The organism is Paenisporosarcina cavernae (genome assembly GCF_003595195.1).
Taxonomy (GTDB): Bacteria; Bacillota; Bacilli; order Bacillales_A; family Planococcaceae; genus Paenisporosarcina; species Paenisporosarcina cavernae.
Genome location: NZ_CP032418.1, coordinates 467630 through 482860, shown reverse-complemented (window position 1 = coordinate 482860; position 15231 = coordinate 467630). Strand labels below are relative to the sequence as shown.

General features: G+C 43.9%; 10 protein-coding genes. All 10 read right to left on the bottom strand.

Annotation, left to right across the window (positions count from 1 at the left end):
- Nucleotides 1-188: 188 nt before the first annotated feature.
- The 10 genes from icmF to D3873_RS02505 all read right to left on the bottom strand — a co-directional run bounded on the left by icmF (nt 189) and on the right by D3873_RS02505 (nt 15175).
- On the bottom strand, nt 189-3449 hold the full coding sequence (icmF, locus tag D3873_RS02550) for a fused isobutyryl-CoA mutase/GTPase IcmF (RefSeq protein WP_119882547.1): 3261 nt from the start codon (nt 3447-3449) through the stop codon (nt 189-191).
- Complete coding sequence (locus tag D3873_RS02545; protein ID WP_119884456.1) at nt 3446-4012, bottom strand: TetR/AcrR family transcriptional regulator; 567 nt, start codon at nt 4010-4012, stop codon at nt 3446-3448. The genes icmF and D3873_RS02545 overlap by 4 nt, the downstream gene beginning before the upstream one ends.
- Before the next feature lie 80 nt (nt 4013-4092).
- On the bottom strand, nt 4093-5232 hold the full coding sequence (locus D3873_RS02540) for an acyl-CoA dehydrogenase (protein WP_119882546.1): 1140 nt from the start codon (nt 5230-5232) through the stop codon (nt 4093-4095).
- A 511-nt stretch (nt 5233-5743) separates the two neighbouring features.
- Nucleotides 5744-6880 carry an acyl-CoA dehydrogenase gene (locus tag D3873_RS02535; RefSeq protein ID WP_119882545.1) on the bottom strand — a complete coding sequence of 379 codons (1137 nt, stop codon included), beginning with the start codon at nt 6878-6880 and terminating at the stop codon, nt 5744-5746.
- Between the two features lie 12 nt (nt 6881-6892).
- Nucleotides 6893-7744 (bottom strand): 3-hydroxybutyryl-CoA dehydrogenase, encoded by an 852-nt coding sequence (locus D3873_RS02530; RefSeq protein ID WP_119882544.1) that lies wholly within the window; start codon nt 7742-7744, stop codon nt 6893-6895.
- A 45-nt stretch (nt 7745-7789) separates the two neighbouring features.
- Nucleotides 7790-8983 carry an acetyl-CoA C-acetyltransferase gene (locus D3873_RS02525; protein ID WP_119882543.1) on the bottom strand — a complete coding sequence of 398 codons (1194 nt, stop codon included), beginning with the start codon at nt 8981-8983 and terminating at the stop codon, nt 7790-7792.
- Between the two features lie 151 nt (nt 8984-9134).
- Nucleotides 9135-11288 carry a (Fe-S)-binding protein gene (locus tag D3873_RS02520; protein ID WP_119882542.1) on the bottom strand — a complete coding sequence of 718 codons (2154 nt, stop codon included), beginning with the start codon at nt 11286-11288 and terminating at the stop codon, nt 9135-9137.
- A 476-nt stretch (nt 11289-11764) separates the two neighbouring features.
- Nucleotides 11765-13231 (bottom strand): adenosylcobinamide amidohydrolase, encoded by a 1467-nt coding sequence (locus tag D3873_RS02515; RefSeq protein ID WP_119882541.1) that lies wholly within the window; start codon nt 13229-13231, stop codon nt 11765-11767.
- Nucleotides 13228-14208, bottom strand: a complete 981-nt coding sequence (locus tag D3873_RS02510) for a FecCD family ABC transporter permease (protein ID WP_119884455.1) — start codon at nt 14206-14208, stop codon at nt 13228-13230. Before D3873_RS02510 ends, D3873_RS02515 begins: the two co-directional genes overlap by 4 nt.
- A gap of 13 nt (nt 14209-14221) precedes the next feature.
- Entirely contained in the window at nt 14222-15175 is a 954-nt protein-coding gene (locus tag D3873_RS02505) for an ABC transporter substrate-binding protein (protein ID WP_119882540.1), read from the bottom strand.
- Nucleotides 15176-15231: the final 56 nt, after the last annotated feature.

Sequence of the window (15231 nt, the reverse complement as noted above, 5' to 3'; positions counted from 1 at the left end):
CTTCCTATTGGCGTAACAGTCCATTCTATCGGCGCGGCATTCCGAAAGGATGATTTTCCACTACTGACACTTTTCAAAAAAATACTTTCTATCGGACGGTTCCGCCAAAATGAGTATGGTCGAAACCATCTTCCCGGCTTCAATCGAAAAAAAAACGATCCCGAATTTCTCCGAGATCGCTTCCTCTTTTACATATTACGACGGTATTGTCCGCCTACTTCGTATAAAGCATTTGTGATTTGGCCAAGTGATGCTACTTTCACGGTTTCCATTAATTCCGCAAATAAGTTACCACCAGAAACTGCGACATCTTTCAGTTTTCGCAATGCAGCTTCCGTTTCCGTTTCGTGTGTTTGTTGGAACGCACGAAGATTGGAAATTTGCGTTTCTTTTTCTTCTTTTGTCGCACGTGCGAGTTCCATGTTATCGATATCATCTGATGAAGGTGGGTTCGGGTTCAAATACGTGTTTACCCCGATGATAGGTAATTCCCCAGTGTGCTTCAACATTTCATAATGCATGGATTCTTCTTGAATTTTTCCACGTTGGTACTGCGTTTCCATTGCTCCAAGAACGCCACCGCGATCGTTGATGCGATCGAACTCTTGTAGCACTGCTTCTTCCACGATATCGGTTAATTCTTCGACAATGAAAGCACCTTGCAACGGATTTTCATTTTTCGATAAGCCGTGCTCTTTTGTGATAATCATTTGAATCGCCATTGCACGACGAACGGACTCTTCTGTTGGCGTTGTAATCGCTTCATCATACGCATTTGTGTGAAGTGAGTTACAGTTGTCTTGAAGGGCCATTAATGCTTGCAATGTCGTACGAATGTCATTAAAGTCAATCTCCTGAGCGTGCAAGCTACGTCCAGATGTTTGGACGTGGTATTTCAGTTTTTGCGAGCGGTCGTTTGCGCCGTATTTTTCGCGCATTGTGACTGCCCAAATACGACGAGCAACACGTCCGATCACCGTATATTCTGGGTCTAAACCGTTGGAGAAGAAGAACGATAAGTTTGGCGCAAAATCATCGATGTTCATTCCACGGCTTAAATAATATTCCACGTACGTAAAGCCATTTGCGAGTGTAAAGGCAAGTTGTGAAATCGGATTAGCACCCGCTTCTGCAATGTGGTAGCCAGAAATCGACACAGAATAGTAGTTGCGTACTTTTTTGTCAATGAAGAACTGTTGAATATCCCCCATCATGCGAAGCGCAAATTCTGTCGAGAAAATACACGTATTTTGCCCTTGGTCTTCTTTCAGAATATCCGCTTGCACCGTTCCACGCACTACTTGCATTGTTTGTTCACGCGTTTCCGTAAATTCTTCCATAGTTAACACGCGACCAAGTTCTTCTTCGCGTTTTTTCACTTGTTGATCAATCGCTGTGTTCATAAACATCGCAAGAATAATCGGAGCAGGACCATTAATCGTCATGGATACAGAAGTCGACGGTGCACATAAGTCAAAGCCTGCATACAGCTTTTTCATGTCTTCTAATGTACAAATACTTACGCCTGACTCTCCCACTTTCCCGTAAATATCGGGACGGTGATCTGGATCTTCCCCGTACAACGTGACGGAGTCAAATGCCGTCGAAAGACGTTTCGCATCATCGTCTTTTGACAAGTAATGGAAACGACGGTTCGTACGTTCTGGCGTTCCTTCACCTGCGAATTGACGTTTCGGATCTTCGCCTTCTCGTTTGAACGGGAAAACACCTGCAGTATAAGGGAATGAACCCGGAACATTTTCTTTGTATACCCAGCGTAAAATTTCTCCATAGTCAACGAATTTAGGTAATGCGACTTTCGGAATTTTCAAGCCTGATAAACTCTCTGTACGTAAAATCGTCCGGAGTTCTTTGTCGCGAATTTTCGTAACAAATTCGTCTCCCGCATATGCCTCTTTTAACGCTGACCAGTTGTCTAAAATGCGACGAGATTCTGTTGACAATTCCTCTTTAACGCTATTTGCAAGTGTTTGAAGAGATTCCACCATTCCTTCGTTTGACCCTTGCTCTTTTACCGCTGCAATCGCTCCTTCTAATTGGAACAATCGACGTGCAAGTTCCACTTGCTGTTCACTTTTCTTATGGTAACCCCGAACTGTGTCCGTAATTTCGCGTAAATAATAGCGGCGGTCATTTGGAATAATGACGTCTTGTTTTTGCGTTAAGACAGACATTTCATACGATGTTGTCCAGTCAGTACCTGCTACTTCATTTACCTTCTTCACTAATGCAGCGAATAACGAATTCGTTCCTTTATCGTTAAACTGGCTCGCAATTGTTCCGAAGACAGGCATTTCATCCAGTTTCGCATCCCATAAACCACGGCTGCGTTGATATTGCTTTTGTACTTGACGAAGTGCATCTTCCGAACCTTTTCGTTCGAATTTATTAATCACAATTAAATCTGCGTAATCGATCATGTCGATTTTTTCTAATTGCGATGGTGCTCCAAATTCACTCGTCATGACATACATGGATAAGTCGGAGATATTCGCAATTTCTGCGTCTCCTTGTCCGATTCCACTCGTTTCTACAACAATTAAATCGTACCCAGCTGCACGAACAACGTCTAGCACATCGGCAGTCGCTCCAGATAATTCTGTACGCGATCCACGAGTCGCTAAACTACGCATGAACACTCGTTTGTTAAAAATCGCATTCATCCGAATACGGTCTCCTAGAAGCGCTCCACCCGTTTTTTGTTTCGTCGGGTCAATTGATAAAATGGCAATTTTTTTGTCTGGAAGTTCGTGTAAGAAGCGGCGAATTAATTCATCCGTTAAAGATGACTTCCCTGCTCCCCCTGTTCCTGTAATGCCAAGTACAGGTGTTTTCTTTGTGCGAGATTTTGCATCTGCTACCAATTTCTTCGCATCTGCATTATCCGTTCCATATCCTGCCTCTGCGACTGAGATTAGTTTGGACAGCACTTCCGGGTGCTCTGTATCTAATTTTTCCATAGCCGCTTCGATACCAGAAGTCTTCACGGCTTGATCACACTCTTCTAACATGCGATTAATCATACCTTGTAAACCAAGCGTACGACCGTCTTCAGGGGAGAAAATCCCTGCAATACCGTAATCTTGTAATTCTTTGATTTCTTTCGGGATAATAACCCCGCCACCACCGCCGTAAATGCGAATATGTGGTGCCCCTCGCTCAGCAAGTAAGTCATGCATGTATTTGAAATACTCCACATGTCCTCCTTGATACGATGAAATCGCGATTCCTTGTGCGTCTTCTTGAATCGCCGCATTGACGACTTCTTCTACCGAACGGTTGTGTCCTAAATGGATCACTTCTGCTCCACTTGATTGAAGAATTCGGCGCATAATATTGATCGAAGCGTCATGTCCGTCAAATAAACTCGATGCCGTGACAAATCGAACTGGGTTTGCTGGTCGATAAATTTCCACTGTTTGCGTCATGTTGTTCCTCCGTTCCCTTTTATTCCATGTAGTAGCCACTGCAATTGGTCATCCATAAATTGATCCAACGTATAGTGGGAATGAAGACCCCATCGCCGAAACGCCCACATTTGTCCTTGAATCACTAAATGATGTGCCGCAAGTGAAATAGACTCGTCTTTCACATGAATTTCACCGGCTTTTTGACAATCCCGAAGAATATTTTCAAAAAGTGCCACCATTTCAAGCTCTTTATTCAACACATATTCTAGTGCATCTTTAGGCAACGACTTTGATTCTTGGTACATCACGACAAATTCGTCTTGCATTTCGTCAATCAATTCATAGTACTGTCGAATCGCTTTTTCTAAGCCTTCTAAACTTCCTTCTTGTTGAGCTATACCTGAAAGTCGTTGCTGCACTTCTTCATAAATACTGTCACACACTAAATACAGTACATCTTCTTTTGTACGAATGTATTCATACAACGTTCCTATGCTAAAGCCCGCTTCTTTCGCGATTTCCCTCGTTGTCGTTCGATGATAGCCCTTTTGCTTAAAGAGCGCGACAGCCCCGCGGATCATTTGCATCCTGCGTTTGTTAATCAGGCTCTCATCTTTCACATTCGAAGGAACTTCACGTTTAGCATCTACTGCTCGCACAATTACTTCGTAATCATTCGAGAGATGACAAGACGTTGAATTTCTTGTGTACCCTCGTAAATTTGCGTAATTTTCGCGTCGCGCATATAACGTTCTACTGGATAATCTTTTGTATAACCATATCCACCAAACACTTGCACTGCTTCCGTTGTTACTTTCATTGCTGTATCGCCAGCCATCAATTTCGCCATCGCAGACTCTTTACCGTACGATAAATTGTTAGACTCTAACCAAGCTGCTTGGTATGTCAATAAACGAGATGCTTCAATCGATGTTGCCATGTCTGCTAATTTAAATGAAACCCCTTGATTTGCTGCAATCGGTTTCCCGAATTGTACACGTTCTTTCGCATAGTCAATTGCTGCATCCATCGCACCTTGTGCAATCCCTACTGCTTGAGCAGCAATCCCGTTACGTCCGCCATCTAGCGTTTTCATCGCGATTTTGAAGCCTTCTCCTTCAGCACCTAACATGTTCTCTTTCGGTACACGGCAGTTATCAAAGATAATTTCTGTAGTAGGTGAAGAGCGAATTCCTAGTTTCTTTTCTTTTTTACCAACAGAGAATCCGGCGAAATCAGCTTCTACGATAAATGCAGATGTTCCGTTATGTTTCGATTCAGGGTCTGTTACTGCAAACACGATGTAAATGTCCGCAATTCCACCATTTGTAATGAAGATCTTTGAACCATTTAATACATAGTGATCGCCATCTAATTTCGCGTATGTTTTCATTCCACCCGCGTCTGAACCTGAACCTGGCTCTGTTAAACCGTAAGCACCAATTTTAGAACCTTCCGCCATTGGACGTAAGTATTTTTGCTTCTGTTCTTCTGTACCAAATTTGAATACTGGCCATCCAGCAAGTGATGTATGTGCAGATAACGTAACACCTGTAGAAGCACACACGCGTGAAAGTTCTTCTACCGCGATACAGTATGCAAGATAATCTGAACCAATTCCGCCATACTCTTCTGGCCATGGAATACCTGTTAACCCTAGCTCTGCCATTTTGTCGAATAACTCGCGGTCAAAACGCTCTTCTTCGTCACGTTCTGCAGCTGTTGGTGCTACTTCTTTCGTCGCAAAATCGCGTACCATTTTGCGGATCATTTCATGTTCTTCAGATAGTTGGAAATTCATTTTGATTTGCTCCTTTAAATCTAGTTTATTTTAAGAAATTTATTAATTGGCTTTTTAAATTAACTTCATTTTTTCGAACGTTTTATAAAATTAGATGCTCGAAAATCTTCGATTTTCATTTCGGCGGACGCTTTAAGAGCAAGGATGCTCGCATGTCTAAATGCGACATGGATGTCGCGTTCTTTCGACCCGGAAGGTCAATGTGCCTCCTCGCTCGCATGCTCGTTGCGGGGTCACATTCTGACCTTTTTCCCACAGGAGTTGCCGTCTCCATTTCAATCGAATGAGAAAGAGTTTACTCAGTACTCCTCTACGACTCTTGACTAATTTAGTAGACCTCTACACTTTAAGAGTTGTAGCATGGCACCTTTGTATAAGTTCAGGTGTTGAACCTGCAGGAGTAGCGTCAGTTGAAGACCCCGCAGTGCAGCTTTTTAGCTGCATGAGGAGGCTGAGACGGCGCCTGCGGTGAAACATCCTGAACAAGCAAAGGTGCGTGATTATCTTTTCTTCACTTCAACAAATGTTTACTAATCACGATGTGTTGAATTTCAGATGTACCTTCGTAAATTTGCGTCACTTTCGCGTCACGGAAGTAGCGCTCTACTGGGTAGTCTTCTGTATAGCCATAGCCACCGAATACTTGAACAGCTTCGATTGCAATGTCCATGGCGGATTGCGCCGCGAAGAGCTTCGCCATACTTGCTTCTTTCCCACAGTCTTTTCCTGCTGCACGAAGGCTGGCTGCTTTGTATACAAGTAATTTTGCTGCTTCTACTTTTGTTGCCATGTCGGCAAGTTTAAAGCCAACACCTTGTTGAGCGGCAATCGGTTTGCCAAATTGTTCGCGTTCTTTTGCATACGCAACGGCTGCTTCGTATGCTGCTTCCGCGATGCCAAGTGCTTGTGCAGCTATTCCGATACGACCTACATCTAAGTTCGCCATCGCAATCTTAAATCCTTCTCCTTCTTCGCCTAAAAGGTTTTCCGCTGGAACGATCATATCTTCAAATGTGAGTTGCACTGTTCGTGATCCGTGTAATCCCATTTTTTCTTCATCTTTTCCGATAATCAGTCCTGGTGAAGATTTATCGACGATAAATGCCGATACGCCGCGTGATCCTTGTGACGGATCTGTGGATGCAAAAACGATATAGACGTCTGCTTCTCCCCCGTTTGTAATGAAAATCTTAGAGCCATTTAGCACATAGTGATCAGCCTTTTTCACAGCACGTGATTTCATCGCGGATGCGTCTGATCCAGAGGAAGGTTCTGTCAAACAGAATGCGCCTAACCATTCGCCAGATGCTAGCTTTGGAACGTATTTGGTTTTCTGCTCTTCATTCCCAAAATACAAAATAGGATTTGTCCCAACGGACGTATGAACAGATAACACGACTCCCACGACCGCGCTTACTTTTGACAATTCGTGAATTGCGATAATGTAGCTGGTGAAGTCCATTTCTGCTCCTCCATATTTTTCAGGAGAAGTGATACCCATCAGTCCAAGCTCGCCCATTTTCTTCATGATGTCGCGAGGAAATTCCCCTGCTTCCATCCGATCAATGAAAGGAGTGATTTCTGTTTGAGCAAAGTCTCGTACCATGTTGCGCATCATCAGTTGTTCTTCGGTAAATTTCAGTTGCACGAGAGGATCCTCCTATTCGTACACGTAGAATCCGCGACCCGTTTTCTTCCCTAACCAGCCAGCTTTTACGTATTTACGTAGCAGTGGGCATGGACGGTACTTACTGTCGCCAAATCCTTCGTGTAGTATTTCCATGATGTATAGACATGTATCAAGCCCGATAAAGTCTGCTAGTTGAAGTGGTCCCATTGGGTGATTCATACCGAGTTTCATGACCTCGTCAATAGCTTCTTTCGTCGCGACACCTTCATATAGCGTATAAATCGCTTCGTTAATCATTGGCATTAAAATACGGTTAGAGACGAAACCAGGGAAGTCGTTTACTTCTACTGGAACTTTCGCTAATTTTTTCGTCATTTCTTCAATTGCTGCATACACTTCATCCGTCGTTGCAAGCCCACGAATGATTTCAACCAGTTTCATCACTGGTACAGGATTCATAAAGTGCATTCCAATCACTTTGGCCGGACGATTTGTCACTGCAGCAATTTCCGTGATCGGAAGAGACGATGTATTGGTCGCTAAAATCGTATGTGCAGGTGTGATTTCATCTAACTGGCGGAAAATTTGTTGTTTAATCTCCATGTTTTCCACTGCCGCTTCAATGACTAAATCAACATCCGCTGCATCGTTTAAATCAAGTGATTTGGAGATACGATTTAATATTTCCGTTTTTTCTTCTTCTGTTTTACGTCCTTTTTCTACGTCTCGGGAAAGGTTTTTCGTGATGACTTGAATACCGCGATTGTAAAATTGTTCTTCGCGGTCATTCAGTTTCACATCAAAACCTGCTTGTGCACACACTTGTGCAATCCCTGAACCCATTTGTCCAGCACCTATTACGAGTACTTTTTGAATAGTCATTCTTCGTCCTCCTTAGGGAAATCGTTGTTTTTAATGGAATAAAATTTAGTTTTTCGCCACTTCAATCATTACTGCATCGCCTTGTCCGCCACCAGAGCAAATTGCGGCAATCCCAATACCGCCACCGCGACGTTTAAGCTCGTTCGCTAATGTTAAAATAATGCGTGCGCCACTCGCTCCGATTGGGTGACCAAGTGCTACTGCTCCGCCATTTACGTTTACTTTTTCGTCATCTAGTCCTGCAATTTTGTTCGATGCAAGCGCTACTGCGGAAAATGCTTCATTAATTTCAAATAAATCGATTTCTTCTAATTTCTTGCCTGTTTTTTCTAGAATCGCATTGATTACTAAGCCTGGAGTTTCAGGGAAACGTTCAGGTTCGATCGCGACTTCTGCATGCCCAATCACCGTTGCAAGAATGTCCTTGCCTTCTTGTTGTGCACGGCTTTCATTCATGAGAACTAAAGCGGCAGCACCATCATTTACCCCAGGTGCATTTCCAGCAGTAATCGTTCCATCTTTGCCGAAGGCTGGTTTTAAATTAGCGAGTACATCTACAGAAGTTCCAGGGCGAGGCGCTTCGTCTTTTGATACGACAACGGCATCGCCTTTTCGTTGAGGGATTTCGACCGAAACGATTTCCTCGTCAAACTTGCCATCTTCCATCGCTTGAAGTGCTAATGTATGGCTTCTTTCCGCCCATTTATCTTGTGTTTCACGCGTTAATTCAAACTTTTCCGCTGTGCCGTTTCCGTATGTTCCCATGTGAGGGCGTCCCGCATTAAACGCACATGACAGTCCATCGTAGATCATGCCATCGACCATTTGGGCATCTCCCATACGAAGCCCAAAGCGTCCTTTAGGTAAGTAGTAAGGTGCATTAGACATTGACTCCATTCCACCAGCGACGATCACTTCTTCTTCGCCAAGACGAATTAGTTGATCTCCAAGAGATACAGCGCGCATGCCCGATGCGCATACTTTGTTGATTGTTTCTGTTTTCACGGACCAAGGGAGACCAGCTTTCGTTGCAGCTTGTCTTGATGGAATTTGACCTTGTCCTGCCTGTAAGACAGTACCCATGATTACTTCATCGATTGCTTCTGGCGTTACTCCTGCTTTTTCCATTGCAGCTTTGATGGCAACTGCCCCTAAGTCACTTGCTGTTTTCGATGCTAATGAACCACCCATTTTCCCAAACGGTGTACGTGCGCCTGCTAAAATAACTGTCTTTGTCATCTATCTCGCTCCTTTGTATGAAATCGCTTTCAAAAATACGTGATTATTAACCGAGCGAACGCTCAGTCGGAAAATACGCAAAGAAAAAGGGAGTACATCGACTCCCTTTTTAATTACCTTTATTGTATCGTGAATTTCATCCCATTTCAATCTATTGAACGATTGGCTCTTCTTCTACTTCTTCTACAGGAGGTTCGAAGTCCCCTAACACCGAACGCTCTAGTAATTCCGCAATATCATATGTGCCAACTGTTTCTTCTACTTCTTTTGCTTTCGTTCCATCTGAAAGCATCGTTAAGCAGTAAGGACATCCCGATGAAATCATCGTTGGGCTCACAGCAAGTGCTTGTTCTGTTCGAGCGACGTTGATACGAGTTCCAACATGTTCTTCCATCCACATTAATCCTCCACCAGCTCCACAGCACATTGCCGTTTCGCGGTTACGTTCCATTTCCACTAGTTTCACACCAGGAATGGCTTTTAAGATTTCACGTGGTGGATCGTATACATCATTGTATCGGCCTAAGTAACATGAATCATGGAACGTAATCGTTTCATCAATTGCAAACTGCGGCTTCAACTTCCCTTGCATAACAAGGTCATATAGCATTTCAGTATGGTGCAATACTTCTCCACTCCACCCGAAGTCTGGATATTCGTTTTTGAAAATGTTGTATGCGTGAGGATCGATTGTGACAATTTTCTTGATGTCATTTTTCTCAAACTCCGCGATATTCGATGACGCTAATTCTTGGAATAAAAACTCGTTTCCTAGTCGACGTGGTGTGTCTCCAGAGTTCTTCTCTTTATTCCCAAGAATGGCAAACTTCACGCCTGCTTCGTTCATCAAACGAGCGAATGCAATGGCAATTTTTTGTGAGCGATTATCAAACGCTCCCATAGAACCTACCCAGAATAAGTACTCGAATTCTTCGCCAGCTTTCGAAAGTTCTTTCACGGTTGGAATCGACACGTCTGGACGAGCATCTCGCCAATTTTCTTTTTCTTTACGGTTTAATCCCCAAGGATTTCCTTGTTTTTCGATATTCGTCATCGCACGCTGGGCATCTTTGTCCATTTTACCTTCTGTCATAACTAGATAACGACGTAGGTCAATGATTTTGTCCACGTGCTCATTCATTACTGGGCATTGGTCTTCACAGTTACGGCAAGTCGTACATGCCCAAATTTCTTCTTCCGAGATGACTTCTCCAATTAATGACGGGCTATAAATATCTTCAATAACAGCACCTTCAGCACCAGCAGCCATTGCTAGTTGGTTTCCTTGCGTGTTGTTAAATGCAAATGCAGGAACCCACGGCTTTTGCTTTGTTGTTACTGCACCTGTTTTTGTTAAGTGATCACGAAGTTTTGTAATCAAGTCCATTGGAGACAGCATTTTTCCTGTTCCAGTCGCTGGACACATATTCGTACAACGTCCACATTCTACACATGCATAAAAGTCGATCATTTGTGCTTGCGTAAACTCTTCTATTCGACCAACACCGAAGGACGGCATTTCGTCTTCATCCGCTTCTTCGTCTTCGCTTTCTTCAAAGTTAATGGCACGAAGCTTTCCAACATTGTCTAATCGGTTGAAATAGACGTTTGCAGGACCCGCAATTAAATGCGCATGCTTTGACTGTGGAACGTAGACTAAGAATGTTAATAAGAATAATAAGTGTGCCCACCACATGATAGCGAAAATCGTAATGGCAGCAGGATCAGGTAATAATCTGAACACAGATGCAATGGATGATGCAACCGGCTCAGACCACGTCGCTGCATGGTCATGCCAAATCATGTTCATTGCGTTTCCGACTAAAACGGAAACCATTAATCCACCGATGAAAATGAGAACTAATCCAGATTTCCAACCACGTTTTAAACGTACTAATTTTTCAATATAACGGCGGTAAAACGCCCACACAACCGCAATTAAAATCACGACTGTGACAATTTCTTGGAAGAACGTAAATGCAGGATACACTGGACCTAATGGCAAATGCGACCCTGGAGCTAACCCTTTCCAAATGAAGTCGATGGCACCGAATTGTACAAGTAAGAATCCATAGAAAAACATGACATGGATTGCACCAGACTTCTTATCTTTCAATAGTTTCTTTTGACCAAATACATACACCCAAATTTTACGTAAACGTTCTTTCACGTTATCTTCAAACTCAACTTTCTTCCCGAGCTTGATAAATTCATAGCGTGTCTTGATGAGATAAATGAATAGTCCAATTGCGTAAGCGGTTACAGCAATGAATAATATCCAGTTTGCAATCAATAATGGTTGCAAGTGAAGCGCCCCTTTCGTGATGATGACCTTTGTTTTTAGTGTAGGGTATCCACCTACGAATGTCGATATTAACTTCTAGTGTAAAACTGAATGAGCATTCAGTCAATAGATTCTTCTGAATATTCGTTGTTAAGATGAAATCGTGTGCTTCCATAGAGAAAGAAGATGGCGCTTGGGACTTTCATTAGAAGGAAATCTCTCCTATTTTTGCAATCTCTGAGGACTTAAAGAGGACTTAAATAAGAAACGTTTTGTAGAGCAAAACGCACCGATCAGTCTTTTGATGGGCGTTTTCGTCAGCGAAAAATTTTTGGAAAAATATGGCTCGTTGCAAGTTTTTTGCGTTTATTAACAGGAGATTTCCGTTTTTTGCACGTTTTGAGGCAAAACTTGCATGTTTTCAGCCGAAACTTGCACGTTTTTCACGATTGTTAACTGGTCTTATAGCAATGAAGTAGAGCCCCAAACAAAAACCCCTACAATGTAGAGGTTTTTTGGCGGTACGTATAGATGGCTTCCAGTGTTGCTTCGTACACACCTTTGCCGATGATTTTCCCTACTTCTGTTGCTGGTCCTGCAAATGGGATATCGATGCCTTGTTGTGAACCAGCAATAAGTAGACTATCGGTAGGTGTTCCCGTAGCGATTGTTCGTGTAACTGGGTCGAGTACTTCTGCGATTTGCAGCGCTTTTGCTTTTGCCTCTGTAGAGGTGATCATGGCTTCGATGAAGGCTTCTTCCCGAAGGTGACCTTCTATCAATACCCATGTGTTAATCGTTCCAACGGGTGCCGTCCGGTTTTGCATGTGACTTTTGGAAACGTCCATTGCATTGCCAATCCCGGCGGTTACCATGACGGTAACGACGAATTCGGTTCCCGAGTACTGTTTGATGACTGCCTTGTGTGGTGAAATCGCGGTCATCATGGCCATTGTTTCAGTAGGAACGAAGTGGTGCTCCAGTAGGTACTGTTCCATTTCTGTTTCCACATTTGCATGGGTGTAATTCGGGGCTACACACCGGTTGACAAAGGTTTTTGCCCAGCCAATGCCAGCTCCGTTAATAGCTGAAGAGAGCGTTTTCCAAGGATGCGCTGTTTGCAGAAGGACATAGTCGTCCGTGCATGTGAAGTCTGAAATCGACAACGTCATTGGTTCACTTCTTTTTATTCCCGGCATCAGCGTGATTTGCGGCTTTGGCATTTCCGGGTGTGGGTGAGTGATGATGCGTGCTTGATAGATTTGGTCGATGTTGCGTGAGTTGATGACTTCGTGCGGTTCTCCGTAGTGCGCGATGCTGCCATTTTGCAGGAGCAATAGTTTGTCGCAGTAGAGGGAGGCGAGATTAATGTCGTGAAAAATTCCGATGATGGTAACCCCGCTCGTTTTGCTTAAGTTTCGCACGGTGTCGAGTAGTTGTTTTTGGTGTGCGATGTCTAGGTGATTCGTCGGTTCATCGAGTAAGAGAATTTCCGGGGTTTGCGCAAGTGCTTGGGCTAAGAAGACTCGTTGGCGCTCACCACCAGATAAGCTGTCGATCGACACGTGCTCGAATCGAGCAAGTTCCATTTGTTCAATCGCAGAAGTCACGGCACGTTCATCTTCCTCCGTCCAGTCGTGAAAAAAGCCTTTTCGAAAAGGGTAGCGACCGAGTTCGATCGTTTCGCGCACCGTATAATCAAAGGTGTTGCCTTGAAACTGCGGAAGGACGCTCACTTTTTGTGCAAGTTCTTTTTGCCGGAAATCGCGAATGTTCCGATCATTTAAATAGATTTCTCCGTGACTTGGCGTGAGAACTCCACTCATGAACTTCATTAAAGTGGACTTTCCGCTACCATTCGGTCCAAGGATGCCAAGGATTTCTCCTTTTGCTACTTCAAATGAAAGATCTTGAATAACCCGTCGAGTATCGTATCCTCCCGAGAGATTTTCAATGCGTATCATGTCGTCGCTCCTCCCCTTTTGCGGTGGTGAAAGAAGATAAATGCAAATAGCGGTGCGCCTAAAAATGCGGTGATGACACCGATCGGTAGTTCCGTTGGGGCAATAATGGTACGGGCGACTAAGTCACACAGTATGAGGAGTGATGCGCCGTTGATGATTGAAAGCGGCAACACATATCGGTGATCCGCTCCTACAAGAAGTCGCACCATATGTGGAACAACTAGTCCGACAAAGCCTATCGTTCCTGACACTGCGACGGCAGCACCAGTGACGACCGATCCTGCGACAAGCACGACAAATTTACTTCGTTTAACGGAGACCCCTAAATGTTGGGCGCGCTCTTCTCCAAATGCGAGCACATTTAACTCTCTTCGCACTAGCAGCAATGCAACACTTCCGATGGCAATGAAAGGGAGAGCCATCTGAACGTACGTCCATCCTCGCATTGAAACGGAGCCTAAGAGCCAACCGATGATTTGGCGAAGCTCATCGCCCGTTAAGGCAATCATGAGTGAAATAATCGAGCCGAGAAACGAACTCATAATAATTCCAGTCAAAATAAGCGTCTCCATTTTCATTTGCCGATCCACTAAGTTCGCAAAAGTCATGACAGCGAGCATCGTGAGAAAAGCTCCAAGCATGCTCATAACCGGAAGTGTAAAAGCTCCGAGAAGTGGAAGTTGCAAGCCGAAAAAGAGTGTGGCAACAGCACCAACGGATGCTCCGGACGACAAACCAAGTGTATATGGATCCGCTAACGGATTTTGTAGCAATCCTTGGAATGAAGCCCCTGCAATTGCAAGGGCCGCTCCCACGATTCCAGCTAACACAACACGAGGCATACGTATTTGCCATAAAATATTTTGGTCACCTATTGGTGCATTTTTATCCCATAACGTGGAGACGGGAATGGAGACACTTCCCACTGTGATCCCAAGTAGAATTGCCGCCACAAGGATTGCGATGGAAATTCCCATGATTGCCACACGTCTATTCACTAAACGCCTCCGGATACACTGCTTTCGCTAACACTTCTAAGCCGTCATCTAAACGGGGTCCCATTCGACTCGTCATATCTGCATCGATATCCGCAACTGCTTTTTCTTTCACCGCAGTTATTGCGTCAAACCCTGGACGTGAAAGTACTTGTTCCACTGCGTTTGGGGTGTATGAGCCGTACGTGGTGATTAAAACATCTGGATTACGTTCAATAATTTGTTCTGGGTCAAGTTTTACCCATCCTTCTAAATCAGCGGCAGCGTTTTCTGCTCCAATCATTTTTAGCATTTCATCGATTAATGTGTTTCCAGCAGACGTGTAAATTTCTGGTGACGGAGATACTTCTACTAAGACCGATTTCGGCTCCATCCCTTTTGTTGCTGCTGTAATTTCTTCCACGTGGGCTTTCATGTCTTTTACAACATTTCGTGCAGTTTTTGACGTATTTGTTAATTCCCCAATCGTTTCGATTGTTTCATATGTCTCCTCGAAGCTTTCTGCATTTTTCACTGTATATACCTTGATACCCGCATCACGTAGCTGCGTAAGTCCTGCATCCCACGTGCCGAGTGCTGATTCATGCGCCAATACTAGATCTGGGGATAAGGAAATAATTTTTTCCACATTAAATTCCATTCCCCCAATTTTTTCTTTGTCTGCCGCTTCTTCAGGGAAATTATCGAAGTCAGAGACACCTACTACTTGCTCGTCTAATCCTAGTTCAAACAAAATTTCGGTGTTGCTCGGAATCATCGAGACAATGTGTTCAGGTGCTTTTTCTAACGTAATTTCTTCTCCCGTGACATCAGTCAGTGTCATTGGATAAGTCGTTTCATTCTCCGTCGCAGCGGTGTTGTTTTCCTGGACGGGAGTTTCGTCATTACATGCTGCAGCAAATACGCTGAGCGTGAGGACGAGTAGTGCAAGTCGAAGTTTTTTGAACATGGTGTTTCCTCCTTTTGGGCAATAAAAAAATCCTCCGCGAAATGCACGGAAGATAG

What these genes read in the sequence shown, in the direction of transcription:
- D3873_RS02510 (WP_119884455.1), bottom strand. Translation starts at nt 14,208, where the DNA reads ATGGGAATTTCCATCGCAATCCTTGTGGCGGCAATTCTACTTGGGATC.
- D3873_RS02530 (WP_119882544.1), bottom strand. Translation starts at nt 7,744, where the DNA reads ATGACTATTCAAAAAGTACTCGTAATAGGTGCTGGACAAATGGGTTCA.
- D3873_RS02515 (WP_119882541.1), bottom strand. Translation starts at nt 13,231, where the DNA reads ATGATACGCATTGAAAATCTCTCGGGAGGATACGATACTCGACGGGTT.
- D3873_RS02545 (WP_119884456.1), bottom strand. Translation starts at nt 4,012, where the DNA reads ATGATCCGCGGGGCTGTCGCGCTCTTTAAGCAAAAGGGCTATCATCGA.
- D3873_RS02525 (WP_119882543.1), bottom strand. Translation starts at nt 8,983, where the DNA reads ATGACAAAGACAGTTATTTTAGCAGGCGCACGTACACCGTTTGGGAAA.
- D3873_RS02540 (WP_119882546.1), bottom strand. Translation starts at nt 5,232, where the DNA reads ATGAATTTCCAACTATCTGAAGAACATGAAATGATCCGCAAAATGGTA.
- D3873_RS02505 (WP_119882540.1), bottom strand. Translation starts at nt 15,175, where the DNA reads ATGTTCAAAAAACTTCGACTTGCACTACTCGTCCTCACGCTCAGCGTA.
- icmF (WP_119882547.1), bottom strand. Translation starts at nt 3,449, where the DNA reads ATGACGCAAACAGTGGAAATTTATCGACCAGCAAACCCAGTTCGATTT.